Origin of the sequence: Oerskovia jenensis, from assembly GCF_016907235.1 — a bacterium.
Lineage (GTDB): Bacteria > Actinomycetota > Actinomycetes > Actinomycetales > Cellulomonadaceae > Oerskovia > Oerskovia jenensis.
This window is the reverse complement of sequence record NZ_JAFBBO010000001.1, coordinates 2,418,346-2,435,232: the sequence shown is the minus strand read 5'-3', so window position 1 is coordinate 2,435,232 and position 16,887 is coordinate 2,418,346. Positions and strand designations below refer to the sequence as shown.

At 71.8% G+C, this 16,887-nt stretch carries 19 protein-coding genes; 9 read left to right on the top strand and 10 right to left on the bottom strand.

Annotated elements, in window-relative coordinates; genetic code table 11:
* Positions 1-56: 56 nt before the first annotated feature.
* From JOD49_RS10920 to JOD49_RS10905, 4 genes are all read right to left on the bottom strand, one after another.
* Positions 57-455, bottom strand: coding sequence for a VOC family protein (locus JOD49_RS10920; RefSeq protein ID WP_205307214.1), 399 nt, complete (start codon positions 453-455; stop codon positions 57-59).
* Between the two features lie 91 nt (positions 456-546).
* Positions 547-1,041, bottom strand: a complete 495-nt coding sequence (locus tag JOD49_RS10915) for an FBP domain-containing protein (protein WP_205307213.1) — start codon at positions 1,039-1,041, stop codon at positions 547-549.
* A 430-nt stretch (positions 1,042-1,471) separates the two neighbouring features.
* Positions 1,472-1,732 (bottom strand): hypothetical protein, encoded by a 261-nt coding sequence (locus JOD49_RS10910; RefSeq protein WP_205307212.1) that lies wholly within the window; start codon positions 1,730-1,732, stop codon positions 1,472-1,474.
* Between the two features lie 21 nt (positions 1,733-1,753).
* Complete coding sequence (locus JOD49_RS10905; RefSeq protein ID WP_205307211.1) at positions 1,754-2,719, bottom strand: aldo/keto reductase; 966 nt, start codon at positions 2,717-2,719, stop codon at positions 1,754-1,756.
* 177 nt (positions 2,720-2,896) lie between these two features.
* On the opposite strand from JOD49_RS10905, the gene JOD49_RS10900 reads away from it, so the two are divergent.
* Positions 2,897-3,613, top strand: coding sequence for a rhomboid-like protein (locus JOD49_RS10900; RefSeq protein WP_205307210.1), 717 nt, complete (start codon positions 2,897-2,899; stop codon positions 3,611-3,613).
* A gap of 46 nt (positions 3,614-3,659) precedes the next feature.
* On the opposite strand, the gene JOD49_RS10895 is transcribed toward JOD49_RS10900, so the two are convergent.
* The 3 genes from JOD49_RS10895 to JOD49_RS10885 all read right to left on the bottom strand — a co-directional run bounded on the left by JOD49_RS10895 (position 3,660) and on the right by JOD49_RS10885 (position 6,286).
* Positions 3,660-4,199 carry a carboxymuconolactone decarboxylase family protein gene (locus JOD49_RS10895; protein WP_307822496.1) on the bottom strand — a complete coding sequence of 180 codons (540 nt, stop codon included), beginning with the start codon at positions 4,197-4,199 and terminating at the stop codon, positions 3,660-3,662.
* Positions 4,200-4,302: 103 nt separating this feature from the next.
* Positions 4,303-4,800, bottom strand: coding sequence for a universal stress protein (locus tag JOD49_RS10890; protein WP_205307209.1), 498 nt, complete (start codon positions 4,798-4,800; stop codon positions 4,303-4,305).
* 55 nt (positions 4,801-4,855) lie between these two features.
* Positions 4,856-6,286, bottom strand: coding sequence for an MFS transporter (locus JOD49_RS10885; protein WP_205307208.1), 1,431 nt, complete (start codon positions 6,284-6,286; stop codon positions 4,856-4,858).
* Positions 6,287-6,575: 289 nt separating this feature from the next.
* Here JOD49_RS10885 and JOD49_RS10880 point away from each other — a divergent pair, with 289 nt between their 5' ends.
* The 6 genes from JOD49_RS10880 (at position 6,576) to JOD49_RS10855 (ending at position 12,460) form a co-directional block, all read left to right on the top strand.
* Positions 6,576-6,782 (top strand): heavy-metal-associated domain-containing protein, encoded by a 207-nt coding sequence (locus JOD49_RS10880; RefSeq protein ID WP_030153329.1) that lies wholly within the window; start codon positions 6,576-6,578, stop codon positions 6,780-6,782.
* The gene (locus JOD49_RS10875; RefSeq protein ID WP_205307207.1) at positions 6,779-7,735 is read left to right on the top strand and encodes a DUF8832 domain-containing protein; all 957 of its coding nucleotides are present in this window, start codon (positions 6,779-6,781) and stop codon (positions 7,733-7,735) included. The genes JOD49_RS10880 and JOD49_RS10875 overlap by 4 nt, the downstream gene beginning before the upstream one ends.
* A 46-nt stretch (positions 7,736-7,781) precedes the next feature.
* On the top strand, positions 7,782-10,052 hold the full coding sequence (locus JOD49_RS10870; protein WP_205307206.1) for a heavy metal translocating P-type ATPase: 2,271 nt from the start codon (positions 7,782-7,784) through the stop codon (positions 10,050-10,052).
* A 53-nt stretch (positions 10,053-10,105) separates the two neighbouring features.
* Positions 10,106-10,375, top strand: a complete 270-nt coding sequence (locus JOD49_RS10865; RefSeq protein WP_205307205.1) for a YHS domain-containing protein — start codon at positions 10,106-10,108, stop codon at positions 10,373-10,375.
* Positions 10,376-10,509: 134 nt separating this feature from the next.
* Positions 10,510-11,676 (top strand): FAD-dependent oxidoreductase, encoded by a 1,167-nt coding sequence (locus tag JOD49_RS10860; protein ID WP_205307204.1) that lies wholly within the window; start codon positions 10,510-10,512, stop codon positions 11,674-11,676.
* Between the two features lie 274 nt (positions 11,677-11,950).
* Positions 11,951-12,460, top strand: a complete 510-nt coding sequence (locus tag JOD49_RS10855; RefSeq protein WP_205307203.1) for an LppA family lipoprotein — start codon at positions 11,951-11,953, stop codon at positions 12,458-12,460.
* Between the two features lie 225 nt (positions 12,461-12,685).
* Here the strand turns inward: JOD49_RS10855 and JOD49_RS10850 are convergent, their stop codons facing one another.
* On the bottom strand, positions 12,686-12,955 hold the full coding sequence (locus tag JOD49_RS10850; protein WP_138826936.1) for a GlsB/YeaQ/YmgE family stress response membrane protein: 270 nt from the start codon (positions 12,953-12,955) through the stop codon (positions 12,686-12,688).
* Positions 12,956-13,140: 185 nt separating this feature from the next.
* Here JOD49_RS10850 and JOD49_RS10845 point away from each other — a divergent pair, with 185 nt between their 5' ends.
* Together JOD49_RS10845 and JOD49_RS10840 are read left to right on the top strand one after the other, a co-directional pair.
* Positions 13,141-13,389 carry a DUF2630 family protein gene (locus tag JOD49_RS10845; protein WP_191797052.1) on the top strand — a complete coding sequence of 83 codons (249 nt, stop codon included), beginning with the start codon at positions 13,141-13,143 and terminating at the stop codon, positions 13,387-13,389.
* 108 nt (positions 13,390-13,497) lie between these two features.
* Positions 13,498-13,707 (top strand): hypothetical protein, encoded by a 210-nt coding sequence (locus JOD49_RS10840; RefSeq protein WP_205307202.1) that lies wholly within the window; start codon positions 13,498-13,500, stop codon positions 13,705-13,707.
* A 93-nt stretch (positions 13,708-13,800) separates the two neighbouring features.
* Here the strand turns inward: JOD49_RS10840 and JOD49_RS10835 are convergent, their stop codons facing one another.
* On the bottom strand, positions 13,801-14,379 hold the full coding sequence (locus tag JOD49_RS10835; RefSeq protein WP_205307201.1) for a hypothetical protein: 579 nt from the start codon (positions 14,377-14,379) through the stop codon (positions 13,801-13,803).
* A 151-nt stretch (positions 14,380-14,530) separates the two neighbouring features.
* On the bottom strand, positions 14,531-16,885 hold the full coding sequence (metE, locus tag JOD49_RS10830; protein ID WP_205307200.1) for a 5-methyltetrahydropteroyltriglutamate--homocysteine S-methyltransferase: 2,355 nt from the start codon (positions 16,883-16,885) through the stop codon (positions 14,531-14,533).
* Between the last annotated feature and the right edge of the window lie 2 nt (positions 16,886-16,887).

Here is a 16,887-nt window from a genome sequence, read left to right as displayed (position 1 = left end):
CGTCCGACGCTACCGCCGTGCCCACCTCCTGGCGCGGGGCGGCGGCGGGCGGTGGGTCAGGCGCTCGGCGGCTGGATCAGGTCCCACGGCGTGCCGTACAGGTCCTGGAACACCGCGACCGTCCCGTACGCCTCGTGCCGAGGCTCCTCGAGGAACCGCACGCCGTGCGCGAGCATGCGGGCGTGCTGGGCCGCGAAGTCGTCGGTCCGCAGGAAGAACGCGACCTCGTCGCCCACCGGCCTGCCCACGCGGGCGCGGGCGTCGTCGGACGCCGCGAGGGCCAGGACGAGCCCGGTGCCCGGGACGGCGTCGTCCCCCGGGCTCACGACGACGCGCCGCCACCCGCTCTCGAACGTCTCGTCCTGGCGCAGCGTGAATCCGAGCGCGCCGGTGAAGAAGGCGATGGCGTCGTCCAGGTCGTGCACCAGGTACGTGGCGTTCTCGAGGCTCAGCATGACGAGGAGCGTAGCGGCGCCGGACGAACCGGCGCCGCTGCGCGGCTCCCGCGGACCGGCGGACCCGGCGGCCCCCGCGGGACCCGGTGGCTCAGACCTCGCGCAGGACCTCGCGCGCGAACTTCACGGACCGCTCGCGCAGTCCCTCGATGCGCCGCTCGACCAGCCCCGCGGGGTCCTGGCCGGCCTCGACGATCGTCGGCTTGCGACGGACGTTCTTCGAGCACCCGAACTCGGTGCAGATCAGGGTGCCGATCGTGTCGCCGTTGCGACCGGCTGCACCGGCCCGGCGCACGACGTACAGGGAAACGTCGTCGGTCGCGATGACGTCCTCGCACCACGCGCACACCGCGCGGCGGCGTGACGCCGTGCCCTCGGGGGCACGCAGCGCGAGGCCCACCAGGGTGTCGTCGACGGGCAGGACGACGTAGGCGCGCAGCGGCGCCTTGCGGTCGACCCAGCCCAGGTAGTCGAGGCGGTCCCAGCGGAGGTCCGCGAGGTCGGACGGGAGGGTGAGCTGCGAGGACTCGCGCCGTGAGGCGTTCACGAAGGACGCGCGGATCTGCTTCTCGGACAAGGGGTTCATGGTTCTACGGCTCTCGTGCAGGAGGGGCCCGTCTCGCCCGCGGTGCCCGGGACCGACTGGTCGGGCGGGAGCGGTGGACGGCAGGGTCGGGGTCCGCCGACGGTCTCGAGGACTCGCCGGCGAGAGGGCCCGCCGAGGTACGCCGATCGTCCCGGGGAACCGCGAGGGTTCGCCGGCGGGTGTCGCCGTAGGGCGTCAGGCGTGCTGGGCGGGCGTCCGGCCCGCGCCCGAGCAGGCCAGGACGGCCGCCCCGCTTCCTCGCTGCATGAAAGATGCGCTCCAAGATCGGTGGCCGGGGCTCGTCCCGCGGCTCGGCTCTTCGTCGATGGTACGCCCGGGCACCTGTTCCGCTCACGAGAATTCTGGGGAGGTGCTGCGGAGGCGGGTCGCCGCCCATGCACGTGACGACGACCCGCCCGCCTCGCACGGTCTATCGCTTGCGGACCTTCGCGGTGGTCTCGGCTGCCTTCTCGCGCTTCTGTGCGCGCTTGTCCTTCAGGGAAAGCGACGGCTGCTTCTTGTCGTTCTTGGCCATGTGGCTCACCTCCTTCCAGCCTGCAGGTGAACCGGCCACCATAGCCAAGACCCACAGGAAGTCCAGTCCGGCGTCGGGACGCGCCGAGGAACCGCGACCGGAGGTGAGGAGAAGGGGGGTGGACGCCGGTGGCCGCGCCCTGTCGAGCGTCGTCACCGGCTGTCCACGGCCGCCCGGCTAGGCGTCCGCGAGGACCACGCCTGCACGGTCGAGCATGGTCAGCTGCTCCGCGTCCAGCCGGAGCGCCGCCGCGGCCAGGCACTCCTCGAGCTGCTCGACCCTGCTGACCCCCAGCACGGGGACCACCGGCTGGTCCCGCCCGACCATCCAGGCCAGCACCACCTGCACCGCCGACACCCCGAGCTCGGCCGCCACCTGGTCCACCGCGCGCAGCCGCGCCTCGGAGTCGGCACTCCGATAGGCGGCCGGCACGCGTTCCCGTCGGGCATAGGCTCCGGACAGCAGGGGCGAGTACCCCAGTGCGGTGCAGCCCGACCGGTCGGCGAGATAGCCCAACATCTCGGGGCCGGCGACCTGCTGCACCCCGAAGTCCGTGCCTGCCACCGGCCGCAGGTAGGTGAAGCGCTGCTGCACCGCCGAGTAGCCCGGCACCTCGAGGTCGTCGGCGATCCGGTGCGCCGCGCTCAGCGTCTCCAGGTCGTGGTTGCTGCAGCCCAGTGCACCGACCAGGCCGTCGTCCACCAGCTCGGCCAGGGCGGCGACGGTCTCGTCGAGAGGGGTCTCGGGATCCATCACGTGCGCGTACAGGAGGTCGACCCGCTCCGCGCCGAGCCTGCGCAGGCTGCCCTCGATCGCAGCCCTGATCGCCGGGCGCGACAGCCCTTCCATGTCAGCGGGGAACCCGCCGCGTCGTGCAGGATCGCTGCGGGCACCGAGCTTGGTGGCGACCACCATCTCGTCGCGAGCCCCGGGCCGGTCACGGAACCACTCGGCCAGGAACGCCTCGCTCTCGTCGCCCGTGGCCCCCTGCTCCCACTGGACGTAGTTGTTCGCCGTGTCCAGGTGCCGACCGCCGGCCTCCCTGAACCGGTCCAGCACCGCGTACGAGGACGCGCGGTCCACCAGGGAGCCGAAAGGCAGTGCTCCGAGCACGAACGGGACAGGGGTGTGCGGGTCGAGCATCGCGTCACTTCCTCAGGAAAGGAGACATGTCGGTGGGGGCCGCGCCGCACACCCTACGACCCGGCCGATCCGTGCGCTCATGCGCCCACCGCAGGGGGACGGTCGCGCGGTCGACGCCCCGGGGATCCGGGCGTGCCTCCGGGCGCTCGCCGACGCGTCCCGGCGTAGCGTGACGGCATGACGGACGGCCCGCCGGGAGCCACGACCCCCACCCACCTCGTGCGCCACGCGCTGGCCGACCTGTGGGCCACGGTCCGCCGGGCGGACCTCGCGATCGTCTATTGCTCCGTGGTGCTGCTCGTCGCCGTCGTCCTGTGGTTCCTGCCCGAGGGCACGCGGGACCAGGTCTACGAGGACACGAGCACCAACCTCGCGAACCTGCGCGACCGCCCGATCTCGGTGCTGCTCGCGAGCGCGTTCGTCATCTCCTCGCCGAGCGAGGTGCTCCTGGTGCTCCAGCTCCTCGTGGTCCTGGCCTACGCCCAGCGGTTCGTCGGGCGGCTCGCGTCGCTCGCCGTGGGGTTCATGGGGCACGTCGGCGCGACCGTCTTCACGGCCGTGGTCCTGACGACCGGGATCTTCCACGGATTCGTCAACCCGAGCGTCGCCACGGTCGACGACGTCGGCGTCAGCTACGTCATGGCGACCGTCATGGGCTTCCTGAGCGTCTTCGTCCCCCGCCGCTGGCGCTGGTGGTGGGTCGCGTTCGTCGTCGTGTACTGGGTGGGGCCGGGGCTCGTCGCGCGGAACTTCACCGCGGTCGGGCACACGACCGCGCTCGTCATCGGGCTCACGGTGGCGTTCGTCGCGGGCCGGACCCGGCAGGCGGGCGGGTGGTCGGGGGACGTCCCGGGGCGGTCGAGGAAGGCTCGACGGGTCGGCGGACCGGACTGACGTCCAGGGCTCGGACCCGGTCCTCGGGACGTCCCGCGCGGAGGACTCAGGACGTGGGCGTCGCCGACGGGGTCCCGGGCGTGAGCCCCGCGACGAGGTTGAACGCACCGGTGAGGACGTTGAGCGCGACGACGCCGACGACGTCGGCGATCTCGCGGTCGCTGTAGCCGTGGCCCCGGAGGGCCTCGACCTGCTCGTCCGTGATCGACGTCGGTTCCCGGTACACCTGGACGCCGAACTCGACGATCGCGGCCAGGGCGGGCTCGGCGGACCACCCGTCGTGGGCCAGCGCGATCTCGTCCTCACCGGCTCCGAGGGCGCGAGCCGCCCCGACGTGCGACGCGAGGCACAGGCCGCAGCCCTGCTGGGCCTGGACGGCGATCGAGACGAGCTCGCTGGTCCGGCGGTCGAGCTTGGCACGCCTCATGGCACGGCTGAGCTGCAGGTATCCGCCGAGCACCGCCGGGGAGACGGCCATGGTCGAGACCATGTCGCCCACGGTGCCGTGGCGGTCCACGAGCTCGGCGAGCAGGTCCTTCGAGGCGCCCACGGCAGTCTCCGGGGTCAGGCGGGAAAGTCGAGGCACAGCAGTCTCCTTCAGGTCGGGAGGAACGGGGCAGAGGTGGGCCGACGGCCGGGGGCGACCGGGGGGGGACGTCGTCCGTCCCCCCCGGTCGCACCGGGAGCGGCTAGCCGACGTCGGTCGAGACGCGGCTGTTGCGGCGGGCCAGCGCGACCGCGTCCGAGGGGATCACGAGGGTCGGGCGCGTGGCGTGGTGCAGGACGCTGGCCGAGGTGCTGCCGAGCAGGGTCGCCCTGAGGCCGCGCCGACCCCGGGAGCCGAGCACGATCAGGTCGACGTCGAGCTCCTCGGCGGCCTCGACGATGGCCTCGGCGGCCGTGGCCATCGTCGAGGAGACGTGGGGCTCGGCGACCAGCCCGAGGTCGCGGGCCAGCTGTGCACCGTCGGAGGCGATCCGTTCCGACACGTCGAGGGCTGCGGCGTCGAGACCCTGCAGCTCCTGCAGCGCGGGGTGGCCCTCGAGGTGTGCGGCGAAGCCCTCCATGGGCTGGCGGGCGTAGAGCAGGACCGCGGTGGCGCCGGGGAAGAGGCCGGCGACGGTCTGCATCGCGCTCTGCGCGTTGGGCGATCCGTCGTAGGCGAGGAGCAGGCGGGGTGTGGACATGGGAGTTCCCTTCGAGGTGGTGGTGGGCGGACCGGTGGGGACCGGCTCGGCGCGGTCAGCGCCCGATCGAGGCGTCCGACGCAGCGGCGGGCACGCGCGGCCTCGACATCGCGACCGCGGTGACGATCGCTCCGACCAGGGCGAGGATCCCTGCCCCGACGAACGCGGCCGAGTACGCCTGGGTGAGCTCGACCTTCGAGGGCTCGACCCCGGAGACGACGTAGACGATGGCCGTGAGGGCCGCGAGCCCGAGAGCGGACCCGATCTGGTAGCTGGTGCTCACGAGCCCCGACGCGACGCCCGTCTCGGCTGCGGGCGCGGCGTTGATGGCCGTGCCGAGCGAGGGGACGAACGCGAGGGACATCCCCAGGGCGGCCAGGAGCGAGGCGGGCAGGACGTCGACGGCGTAGCTGCCGTCGGGGCGGACGAACGAGAGCCACACGAGCCCGGCGGCGAGCAGGAGCAGACCGGTCACGATGAGCGACTTCGCACCGAACCTCTCCTGGAGCCGGGGTGCCAGCGCGAGCATGACGAGCACGACGAGCCCGGTCATCGGCAGGAGCGCGGCGCCCGCGGCGAAGGCGCTGGCGCCGAGGACCTGCTGCAGGTACAGGTTCAGGAAGAACCACATCGAGACCCAGGCGGCACCGAGCATGAGCTGGGCGCCGTTCGCTGCGCCGAGCTGGGGGGCGCGGAGCAGCCCGAGGCGGAGCAGAGGGTTGCGGCTGCGCGCCTGGATGACGAAGAAGATCACGAGCAGGACGATGCCTGCGGCGAGGGCGCCGAGGGTGGGAAGCGTGAGCCATCCGATCTCCGGGGCGTTGACGACCGCGTAGACGACGGCGGCGAGCCCTGCCGTCACGGTGAGCGCTCCGGTGATGTCGATCGATCCCGAGGCCTTGCGCTCGGTGCGCGGGAGCGTCGACGCGGTGAAGGCGAGCACGAAGAGCGCGATGGGGACGGTCACGTAGAAGACCCAGGGCCAGCTCGCGTACTCGGTGAGGACCCCGCCGAGGAAGACTCCCGCGCTGCCGCCGACCGGCGCGGCCGCACCGTAGACGGCGAACGCCTTCGGCAGGTCACGCGTACCGCCGAAGAGCATCATGAGCAGGGTCAGTGCGGCCGGTGCGATCATCGCGGAACCGGCACCCTGGATCGCGCGGCCCGCGATCTCGAGCCCGATGGTCCCGGCCGCGCCCGCCAGGATCGACCCGGCGATCAGGACGAGCCAGCCGAGCACGAAGATCTTCCGGGCGCCGAAGGCGTCGGCGAGCCGTCCACCCAGCAGGAGCAGGCCGCCGAAGGCGACCACGTAGGCGTTGAACACCCAGGACAACGACTCGGGCGTGAAGCCGAGATCTCTCTGGATGTCCGGGAGGGCGACGCCGATGATCGACGTGTCCATGATGACGACGAACTGCGCCGTGGCGATGAGCGCCAGGCCGAGCCACCGCTTCGCCGGCGACAGTGGTGGATGGGTAGACATGAAGGTCTCCTTCTGAGGGATGGCCGGTAGGCCCGGCGTCGGCAAAAGGTATACCCATGGGGGGTATGTGTGTCAATGGCGCACGAACCTGCTGGTGCGCCCCTCGCGACGCCTGGCGCAAGTACCCCGTAGGGGTATTCGTCGCACGCCCCGGCCCTGACCTCCTCCACGTTCACCCGCCCCTCGCCCCGGGCTGGGCGGCGATGCTTGCGCCATACCCCAGTGGGGTATATGTTCGGGCAGAGGTACCCGGTAGGGGTATCGAATCCCACGAGAGGAAGGCTCCGCCATGGCCACGAACGAGTACCAGGTGACGGGCATGACGTGCGGGCACTGCGAGCTGTCGATCCGCGAGGAGGTCGGACAGGTCGCCGGGGTCGAGGACATCCAGGTCAGCGCGCAGACGGGACGGCTCGTCGTGACGGGACCCGTCGACGACGCGCAGGTCCTGGCAGCGGTCGAGGAGGCCGGCTACTCGGCGGTGCGTTCGGCATGAGGACAGGTGCACGACTGACCCTCTACGGCCTCGGGCTCGTGGTGGCCTTCGGGGGCGCGTACGGCGTCGCCGGGGCCGTCGTCCCCGAGAGCACCGTGGCCGGCTGGACCGAAGGGAGCACGATGAACGGGCACGGAGAAGCGGACGGTGGGGCGGGCGCCGGAGCGGCGGGGGATGCCGCGAGCGGGGTGAAGGGTCTCGCGCTCGACGTCGACGGATACGCGTTGTCGTCCGTCGACGCGCCCGCCGGGGTCGGCGATCCCGGGGAGCTGAGCTTCCAGGTCCAGGACCACGCGGGCACCCCCGTGACGGAGTACACGACCGCGCACGAGAAGGACCTGCACCTGATCGTCGTCCGGACGGACGGCAGCCAGTTCCGGCACGTCCACCCCGTGCTGGACGAGACCTCGGGGACCTGGTCGATCCCGTGGGAGTGGGCCGCGGCGGGCAGCTACCGCGTCTTCGCGGACTTCACCCCGGCCGGCACGGACGAGTCCGCCCGCACGGTGACCCGCACGGTCCAGGTGGCCGGGGACCTCGTGCCCGTCGAGCAGCAGCCGACCCGGACCGCTCAGGTCGACGGCTACACCGTGACCGTCGACGGCGAGCTGGCGGCGGGCGCCTCGAGCGGCCTCACGTTCACGGTCACCCGCGAGGGCGAGCCAGTCACGGCCCTGGAGCCGTACCTGGGAGCGTTCGGACACCTCGTCGCCCTGCGCGACGGCGACCTCGCCTACCTGCACGTCCACGCCGAGGGTGCGGACCCGGAGGCCGGGCAGACGGCCGGGCCGGACATCGCCTTCGCCGCCGAGGCCCCGACCGCGGGCCGCTACCTGCTGTACCTGGACTTCCAGGTCGACGGCCAGGTCCACACCGCCGAGCTCGTGCTCGACGCCGCTCCCGGCGCCGACCCCACGGACCCCGAGGGCGGATCGCACCCGGAGGGGCACTGACCGAGAGGTCGGGCCCTTTCCCACCAGCCGAGAGAAGGAACTGCACATGAGCACATCAGCGCCTCCGGGCGTGATCACAGGCGTCGAGCTGGAGATCGGCGGCATGACCTGCGCCTCCTGCGCCATGCGGATCGAGAAGAAGCTGAACAAGCTCGACGGCGTGGTCGCGACCGTGAACTACGCGACCGAGAAGGCCAAGGTGACGGTCCCGGACGGGTACGACCCGGCGCTGCTGATCGCCGAGGTCGAGAAGACCGGGTACACCGCTGCGCTACCAGCACCCAAGGGAGCGAAGAAGGACGGTGCCTCGGCCGGCGGGGGAGAGGGGCAGGACCCCGAGCTGACGTCGCTGCGCAACCGGCTCGTCGGCGCGATCGTGCTGACCGTGCCGGTCATCGCGATGGCCATGGTCCCGGCGTGGCAGTTCACCTACTGGCAGTGGGCCTCGCTCGCGCTGGCCGCTCCCGTGATCGTGTGGGCGGCGTGGCCGTTCCACAAGGCGGCGTGGGCGAACCTCAAGCACGGCACCGCGACCATGGACACGCTCATCTCGATGGGCACGTCCGCGGCGTTCCTGTGGTCGCTGTACGCGCTGTTCCTCGGTACGGCGGGCACCCCGGGCATGACGCACCCGTTCGAGTTCGCGCTCGCGCCCTCCGACGGCGCGGCGAACATCTACCTCGAGGTGGGTGCCGGCGTCACGATGTTCATCCTTGCCGGCCGGTACTTCGAGAAGCGCTCCAAGAAGCAGGCCGGTGCGGCGCTGCGCGCGCTGCTCGAGCTCGGCGCCAAGGAGGTCTCGGTCCTGCGCGGAGAGGTCGAGACGAAGATCCCCGTCGAGGACCTGCAGGTCGGTGACGAGTTCATCGTCCGCCCGGGCGAGAAGATCGCCACGGACGGCGTGGTCGTGACGGGTACGTCCGCGGTGGACGAGTCGATGCTCACGGGTGAGTCCGTGCCGGTCGAGGTCTCCGCAGGAGACACCGTCACCGGCGCCACGACGAACGCGGGCGGCCGGCTCGTGATCCGTGCGACCCGCATCGGGTCGGACACGCAGCTCGCGCAGATGGCCAAGCTCGTCGAGGACGCCCAGACCGGCAAGGCCGAGGTGCAGCGCCTGGCCGACAGGATCTCGGGCGTGTTCGTGCCGATCGTGATCGTCATCGCGGCCGCCGCGCTCGGCGGCTGGCTGGGCGCAGGTTTCCCGGTGAGCGCGGCCTTCACCGCAGCGGTCGCCGTCCTCGTGATCGCCTGCCCCTGCGCACTGGGGCTGGCGACGCCCACCGCGCTCCTGGTCGGCACCGGCCGCGGCGCGCAGATGGGCGTGCTCATCAAGGGCCCGGAGGTGCTCGAGTCCACCCGCAAGATCGACACCGTCGTGCTGGACAAGACCGGCACCGTCACGACCGGCAAGATGACGCTCGTCGACGTGGTCGTGGAACCGGGCACGGACCGCACCGAGCTGCTCCGACTCGCCGGCGCGCTCGAGGACGCCTCGGAGCACCCGATCGCGCAGGCGATCGCCAAGGGGGCGACGCAGGAGGTCGGCGCACTGCTCACGCCCGAGGACTTCGCGAACATCGAGGGCAAGGGCGTGCAGGGCGTCGTCGACGGGCACGCCGTCCTGGTGGGCCGCGAGTCGCTGCTCGCCGAGTGGTCCCAGGAGCTGAGCCCCGCGCTGGCCGCCACGAAGGCGCGCGCCGAGGGCGAGGGCAAGACCGTCGTCGCGGTGGGCTGGGACGGCCGGGCGCGAGGCATCCTCGTCGTGGCCGACACGGTCAAGCCGACGAGCGCCGAGGCGATCGCGCAGCTCAAGGCGATCGGCCTGACCCCTGTGCTCCTCACCGGTGACAACGAGGCCGTCGCCCGGCAGATCGCCGCGGAGGTGGGCATCGACGAGGTCATCGCCGAGGTGCTCCCCAAGGACAAGGTCGACGTCGTCACCCGGCTCCAGGCCGAGGGGAAGGTCGTCGCGATGATCGGCGACGGCGTCAACGACGCCCCGGCCCTCGCCCAGGCCGACCTCGGCCTCGCCATGGGCACCGGTGCGGACGTCGCGATCGAGGCGTCCGACATCACCCTGGTGCGCGGCGACCTGCGCAGCGCGGTCGACGCGATCCGCCTGTCCCGCAAGACGCTCGGAACGATCAAGACCAACCTGTTCTGGGCCTTCGCCTACAACGTCGCGGCCATCCCCGTCGCGGCGCTCGGCATGCTCAACCCCATGCTCGCAGGGGCTGCGATGGCGCTGTCGAGCGTCTTCGTCGTGGGCAACAGCCTGCGCCTGCGCGGGTTCCGGAGCGTCGCCAGGTCATGACGCCCCCGGAACTCACACCACCACCCACAGAAGCACGAAGGGAACCACCCACGATGGCGAACGAACCTCAGGCGACCAGCTGTTGCAGCACCGGTGCGTCCAACCCCGCCGCGGCGGGCAACGGCACCGAGAACCTGCTCGGCGCTGCGAGCGACGACATGACCACCTGCCCGGTCATGGTCGGCAGCCCCGTCAGCAAGAAGGCAGCCGAGGCGGTCGGCCTGTACCGGGACCACGAGGGTGAGCGGTACTACTTCTGCTGCGGCGGATGCGGGCCGGCCTTCGACTCGGACCCGGCGAAGTACGCCGCCAACATGGCGTAACGACGTGGACGCGGGGTCCGCGGCCCGCCCTCACGCGCCGCGGACCCTGCTCGTCCCCGATGCCCGACCCCCGCAGCTTCGCCGCACGCCCTTGCAGGCGCGGCGCCCACCACCGAACCTGGAGAACGCACCCCATGACCGCACGCCACGTCGTGATCCTCGGGGCAGGATCGGCCGGCACGGCCGCCGCCCGAGCCCTCGCCGGTCGGGGCGACGTCCGGACGACCGTCGTCGGGCGGACCGACGAGATCCCGTACTCGCGGATGCTCGTCAAGAACGTCGCCTACGGCCAGGCCGCCCCCGAGATGATCCGACTGCCCCGACCGGACGGGGAGCTCGTCGCCGACACCGTCGAGCGGGTCGACCCCGCGACGCGGGAGGTCGACCTGGCCTCGGGGGCCTCGATCACCTACGACGCGCTCGTCGTCGCGACCGGGAGCCGACCGCGGGGTCTCGACCTCGACGTCCCGGGAGCGGAGCAGGCCGCGCGCGCCGGCCGCCTGCTCACCCTGCACTCGCTCGACGACGCCGTGCGCATCCGAGGGGCGCTCGCGGCGCGCGGGGAGTCGGCACACGTCGCGATCTACGGCGGGGGGCTGATCGCCTCCGAGACCGCCTCGACGTTGCAGGCGCAGGGGCACCGGGTCAGCCTCGTCGCCCGCAGCCGGGTCCCCGGGGTGGCCGGCTTCGGTCGGCCGGTGGCCGAACGCGTGGCCGCCGACCACGAGGCCCTGCTGACAACGTTCTTCGGCCGCACCGTCCACCGCGTCCTCGCGACGCCGGACGCGACGGTCGTGACCCTCGACGACGGGAGCGTGCTCGAGGTCGACCTCGTCGTCGTCGCGCTCGGCACCACCCCCGCCGCGCCCGCTCCCTGGCGCGACGGGGTCGCCGTCGACGACCGGCTCCGCGCCACCGGTCACGGGGCCGTCTACGCGGCGGGTGGTGTCACCGTGCACCATGACGACCACCTCGGGACGTGGCGCATCGACCACTGGGAGGACAGCGCCGCACAGGGGGTGCATGCCGCGCAGACGGTGCTGCACGACCTCGACCTCGGCGAGGACCCGGGTCCCTACCGGCCCCGCAGCGCGCACCTGGCGGTGATCCACGGACGGATGATCACCGGGGTCGGGTACACGGGACACCCCGGCACGCGGGTGGTGCCGACCGACGGGCTCGTGGTCCTGCACGAGCAGGAAGGCACGGTCGTCGGCGTCAGCGGTATCGACGCGGTGGGCGAGGTCTACGGGTGGGGCAGCCGCCTCCACGAGGCGCGCGCCCAGGTGGACCGCGGCTGAGTCGCGGGGGCAGATCGGGAAGGCCCCGGCCCCGGCCAGCCGTGGGTCGGCTCGGGCGGGTGAGCTCGACGGCCGGACGGTCCTGTAGCTTGTGCCCGCTGGATGGTGCCAGGCGGTGCGGGAGCCTTGGGGGAAGCGTGTGTCGTCGATGGTGAGAGCCGATGTCGGAGCTCTTCGTGAGCAGGGGCGTTCCTTCTCCGGTCGCGCGGATCGTCGCGGCGTTGTTCAACCAGGCCGCGATCACGGTCGGACGAGAGGACCTGGTGGCAACCCGATGAACACGGTGTTCCGCCGTTCAGTGGCCCTGGTGACCGGATTGCTGGTGGCGGGACTGGCGACAGGATGCACGACGGAGAGGTCGGTGGACTCGATGCAGGACGTGAAGGTAGTAGCCGAGCAAGGCGAAGAGCTGCTTGCCGAGGTGCGTACCGCGATCGACCAGGCCGTCGGCCCGGTCACGTGGGACGAGATGGACGCGTCGCACTTCACCGAGACCGGGGAGAAGGTCGACGGCTTCCGGCTCGCGCGGTACACGTCGGCGAACTGGGTGGTTCAGGAACCGCTGATCGCGGACCCCGACCGGTGGACCGCAGCCCTGCAGGCCACGGAGGCGACCCTGCAGGACCACGGCTACTCCACCGACACCCAGATCCTGGGTACTGACAAGCACGCGGTCGTCGTCTGGCACGACGACACCGGTCGAAGCATCGAGCTCGGCAGCAGCAAGGCCACAGTCCTGTACTTCGAGTCAGGCCCCCAGCTCGGCGACCCCGTCGATCAGTAGTCCCCGGTCAGCATCGCCTGGGACGATCTGGCTGGACGAGACCGCACCACGTCCCTCGCACATCAGGCCCTGATCCGACCGTGCGGTGCGACGAGCTGCCCGGCACAGCCGCCCGGCACGACGAGAGGCCCGCCTCCTCGTGACGAGGAGGCGGGCCTCTCGGTGGTCACCGCGGCCGGACGGGGCGCGACGGACGCGCGGTGACGGCCTGGGTGAGCTGTGCGCTCAGGCGGTGCGACCGTTGCGGCCACGGATCGCACCGTAGATGCCCAGCACGATGACGGAGCCCACGATCGCGAGGAGCCACGTCTGGATCGAGAAGAACTCCTCGAGCGGAGCCGAGAACAGGACGCTCCCGAGCCAGCCGCCGAGCAGTGCGCCGAGGATCCCGAGGAGGATCGTCATCAGGATCGACCCGGTCTGCTTGCCCGGGAGGATGGCGCGAGCGATGAGTCCGGCGAGCAGTCCCAGAACGATGAATGCGAGGAAACCCATGTCATTCTCCTTTTGTCCCGTATGTGCCTTATTGGCCGGTGAGTCACTACCTTGACACCGGCTCCGGCGGCTCGCACGCCGAAAGGTGCCGAACGTCGGACACGTCACTTTTCGTCGTTCTCCGCTTGCGAGGGGGCCCTGCCGGTGGCATCGCGCGCCCACCTGCCCGGCCGTACCGTGGAGGAATGGCAGAGGACCGAGGCATCCGGCAGTACATCGGCGACCTGGTGGCGGAGGAGCGCAGGCTGCGCGACGAGCTCGCCGACGGGGAGATCACGGCGTCGGAGGAGCACACGCGCCTGCGCGCGATCGAGACCGAGCTCGACCAGTGCTGGGACCTGTTGCGCCAGCGGGACGCCGCCCGCGAGTTCGGCAGCGACCCGGATGCCGCGTCGATCCGGGATGCCGGTACGGTGGAGCACTACCTGGACTGACGGCCTGACGCCTCGCGTGCGTGCCGTCGTCGGGCGGACGACCCTCGCTCGCGCGGGGGAACCCCGTGAGACCCCACCGAACGACACGACCAGTACGGAGCGAAGAGCATGAGCAGCCAGACGACGCAGCGCAACGAGGCCACCGAGCGAGCCGGGGCCGTCGCCCGCTTCCTCGTGGCGTTCATCCTGTTCGTGGGTGGGATGGTCGCCTTCGGGTGGGCCTTCACGGTCGAGTCGAACCACGCGCTGATCTTCTCCGCGGGCCTCCTGATGGTCACCCTTGGCTGCTTCGTGCCGATGGCCGGCCGGGACCGCTGACGCCCACCGGCCGCACCGTGGTCCGACGTCGAGAGGGGCCCCGCACCGTTGGTGCGGGGCCCCTCTCGCGCTCGCGGACGACCGGCGCAGGTCTCAGGCGATGCGGGGGAGCTGTGCGAGCGTGGCGACGACCTCGATCGCGTCGGCCTTCCCCAGGTGGATCTTCTGGGCCATGAAGCCCTTGGTGGCCACGCTCTCCTCGGGCAGGTTCGAGTCGGCGAAGACTTCCATGAGGGCGCGCGCGTCGGCCTCGGGCAGGCGGAAGCTCACGACCTGGGTGAGGTCGCGCAGGATCGCGGTGCGCTCGGTCTCGGAGAACCCGAAGCGCAGCGTGAGGGTACCCTGCTCGATCCGCGTGTACGCGTAGGTGACGTCGGAGAACGGGCGGGCGGGCCCGTCGCCGATGCGCACGGTGCGGGCCGCGAGGTCGACCGTGACGGGCTTCGCCTCGCGCACCCAGTAGACGAGGAACGGGGCGATGATCGCGAGCACCGCGACCAGCGCGATGACCAGGTACAGCACGAAGTTCTCCTCGTCGCCGAAGCGTGCGAAGGCGATGATCGTGAGCAGCACGGCGGCCAGGAAGGGGGAGGCGATGGCGGTCAGCCGCATCTTCTTGCGCCCCTCCACCCAGAGCGGCAGGTCGGTCGTGGTCGGCGTGGTGGCGTGCATGGTTCCCCCATCGGGACAGAGTTCTCGCCCCACGGTGGAGCGATGGCGTGCGCGCCGATGCTACTGGTAAAGGCGACAGGGGTGGAACGGGGAGAACTGCCCCTCGGGGGGCGGCGGGACCGAGCCCACCGCCCCCGGGGCGTCTCGCGAATCAGCCGAGCTGGGCGCGCACCGTGTTCGTCGCGGCGACGAGGTTCTCGAGCGACGCCACGGTCTCCTCGTAGCGGCGCGTCTTGAGGCCGCAGTCGGGGTTGACCCACACGAGGCGCGAGTCGATCGACTTCACCGCGAGCTCGAGCAGGTCGGTGACCTCCTCGGTCGAGGGGACGCGCGGCGAGTGGATGTCGTACACGCCGGGGCCGATGCCGCGCGCGTAGCCGGCCTCGGCCAGCTCGGGCACGATCTCCATGCGCGAGCGCGCGGCCTCGACCGACGTCACGTCGGCGTCGAGCCCGTCGATCGCACCGATGACCTCGCCGAACTCCGAGTAGCACAGGTGCGTGTGGATCTGCGTCTCGGCCACGACGCCCGCGGTCGCGAGGCGGAACGAGCTCACCGACCAGTCGAGGTACGCGGCCTGGTCGGCCTTGCGCAGCGGCAGGAGCTCGCGCAGCGCGGGCTCGTCGACCTGGATGATGCCGATGCCGGCCGCCTCGAGGTCCGCGATCTCGTCGCGCAGCGCCAGACCCACCTGGTTGGCCGTGTCGCCGAGCGGCTGGTCGTCGCGCACGAACGACCACGCGAGGATCGTGACCGGACCTGTCAGCATGCCCTTGACCGGCTTCTCGGTGAGCGAGGCCGTGAACGTCGACCAGTCGACCGTGATGGGTGCCGGGCGCGTGACGTCGCCCCACAGGATCGGCGGGCGCACGCAGCGCGAGCCGTAGGACTGGACCCAGCCGTTCGCGGTGACGGCGAACCCGTCGAGGTTCTCCGCGAAGTACTGGACCATGTCGTTGCGCTCGGGCTCGCCGTGCACCAGGACGTCCAGGCCGATCTGCTCCTGGAGCTCGACGACGCGGCGGATCTCGTCCTGCATCGCGGTCGTGTAGTCCGCGTCGGACAGCTCGCCCTTGACGTTGAGCGCGCGGGCGCGGCGGATCTCCGGGGTCTGCGGGAACGACCCGATGGTCGTGGTCGGCAGCAGCGGGAGGTTCAGCTTGGCCTGCTGGGCGGCCGCGCGCTCGGCGTAGTCGCCGCGCGAGAAGTCGCCCTCGGTCAGGGCTGCGGCACGCTCGCGCACCGCAGGCACGACGACGCCGCTCGCCACCGCGCGCGAGGCGACCGCGGCGCGGGACGCCTCGATCTGGTCGGCGACCGCGTCACGACCCTCGGTCAGCGCCCGGGCGAGGATCGCGACCTCGCCGACCTTCTGGTCCGCGAACGCGAGCCAGTCACGCAGGCGGGGGTCGATCGAGCCGTTCGTCCAGTCCTCGTCCTCGACGTCGTGCGGGACGTGCAGGAGCGAGGTCGAGGTGCCGACGACGACGGCGCCCGCACCCAGCCCGGACAGCCCCTCGACCAGGTCGAGCTTCGCCGCGAGGTCGGCACGCCAGACGTTGTGGCCGTCGATCACACCCGCGACGACGGTCTTGGTCTCCAAGCCTGCGACAGGGCCCGCCGGAACGGCTCCCTTGACGAGATCGAGCGAGATCGCCTCGACGTCGGTGGCGGCCAGGAGCGTGAGGCCGTCGTGCTCTCCCTGGAGCCCGCCGAACGGCGCGCCGACGAGGAGGGCGGGGCGTTCGGTGCCCACCGCGAGGTCGGTCGCGAGGACCCGGTACGCCTCGGTGATCGCGGCGTGGACCTCGGCGGCCGGGAGGTCGATCGAGTCGGACACGAGCGCGGGCTCGTCGAGCTGCACCCACGGTGCACCGGCTGCGGCCAGGGCGCGCAGCAGCTCGACGTACACGGGCAGGACGTCCGCGAGGCGCGAGAGCGGGCTGAAGCCGGACGCGCTGTCGTCGGCGGCCTTGGACAGCGCGAGGAACGTGACGGGCCCGACGACGACGGGCCGGGTCACGACGCCCGCGTCCTTGGCTTCGACGAACTGGCGCACGATGCGGTCGTCCGCGAAGCGGAACGGTGTGGACTCGCTGATCTCGGGGACCAGGTAGTGGTAGTTCGTGTCGAACCACTTGGTCATCTCGAGCGGGGCGTCCTCACCGGCGCCGCGCGCGACCGTGAAGTAGCCCGCGAGGTCCAGCGCGCCCTTCTCGTCGGTGAGCGACGCGAAGCGCGACGGGACCGCCCCGAGGAGAGCGACGACGTCGAGCACCTGGTCGTAGTACGAGAACGAGCCGGGCACGGCGCCCGACGAGGCGTCGAGGCCCAGGTCGACGAGACGCTGGGCGGCCGCGACGCGCAGCGCCGAGGCCGTGGCCTCGAGCTCGTCGGCCGTGGAGCGCCCGGCCCAGAAGGACTCGACGGCCTTCTTGAGCTCGCGGCGCGGGCCGATGCGGGGGTAGCCGAGGACGGAACCGGAGGGGAACGTGGGTGCACTCATGG

What these genes read in the sequence shown, in the direction of transcription:
- JOD49_RS10920 (WP_205307214.1), bottom strand. Translation starts at nt 455, where the DNA reads ATGCTGAGCCTCGAGAACGCCACGTACCTGGTGCACGACCTGGACGAC.
- JOD49_RS10915 (WP_205307213.1), bottom strand. Translation starts at nt 1,041, where the DNA reads ATGAACCCCTTGTCCGAGAAGCAGATCCGCGCGTCCTTCGTGAACGCC.
- JOD49_RS10905 (WP_205307211.1), bottom strand. Translation starts at nt 2,719, where the DNA reads ATGCTCGACCCGCACACCCCTGTCCCGTTCGTGCTCGGAGCACTGCCT.
- JOD49_RS10900 (WP_205307210.1), top strand. Translation starts at nt 2,897, where the DNA reads ATGACGGACGGCCCGCCGGGAGCCACGACCCCCACCCACCTCGTGCGC.
- JOD49_RS10890 (WP_205307209.1), bottom strand. Translation starts at nt 4,800, where the DNA reads ATGTCCACACCCCGCCTGCTCCTCGCCTACGACGGATCGCCCAACGCG.
- JOD49_RS10885 (WP_205307208.1), bottom strand. Translation starts at nt 6,286, where the DNA reads ATGTCTACCCATCCACCACTGTCGCCGGCGAAGCGGTGGCTCGGCCTG.
- JOD49_RS10880 (WP_030153329.1), top strand. Translation starts at nt 6,576, where the DNA reads ATGGCCACGAACGAGTACCAGGTGACGGGCATGACGTGCGGGCACTGC.
- JOD49_RS10875 (WP_205307207.1), top strand. Translation starts at nt 6,779, where the DNA reads ATGAGGACAGGTGCACGACTGACCCTCTACGGCCTCGGGCTCGTGGTG.
- JOD49_RS10870 (WP_205307206.1), top strand. Translation starts at nt 7,782, where the DNA reads ATGAGCACATCAGCGCCTCCGGGCGTGATCACAGGCGTCGAGCTGGAG.
- JOD49_RS10865 (WP_205307205.1), top strand. Translation starts at nt 10,106, where the DNA reads ATGGCGAACGAACCTCAGGCGACCAGCTGTTGCAGCACCGGTGCGTCC.
- JOD49_RS10860 (WP_205307204.1), top strand. Translation starts at nt 10,510, where the DNA reads ATGACCGCACGCCACGTCGTGATCCTCGGGGCAGGATCGGCCGGCACG.
- JOD49_RS10855 (WP_205307203.1), top strand. Translation starts at nt 11,951, where the DNA reads ATGAACACGGTGTTCCGCCGTTCAGTGGCCCTGGTGACCGGATTGCTG.
- JOD49_RS10850 (WP_138826936.1), bottom strand. Translation starts at nt 12,955, where the DNA reads ATGGGTTTCCTCGCATTCATCGTTCTGGGACTGCTCGCCGGACTCATC.
- JOD49_RS10845 (WP_191797052.1), top strand. Translation starts at nt 13,141, where the DNA reads ATGGCAGAGGACCGAGGCATCCGGCAGTACATCGGCGACCTGGTGGCG.
- JOD49_RS10840 (WP_205307202.1), top strand. Translation starts at nt 13,498, where the DNA reads ATGAGCAGCCAGACGACGCAGCGCAACGAGGCCACCGAGCGAGCCGGG.
- JOD49_RS10835 (WP_205307201.1), bottom strand. Translation starts at nt 14,379, where the DNA reads ATGCACGCCACCACGCCGACCACGACCGACCTGCCGCTCTGGGTGGAG.
- metE (WP_205307200.1), bottom strand. Translation starts at nt 16,885, where the DNA reads ATGAGTGCACCCACGTTCCCCTCCGGTTCCGTCCTCGGCTACCCCCGC.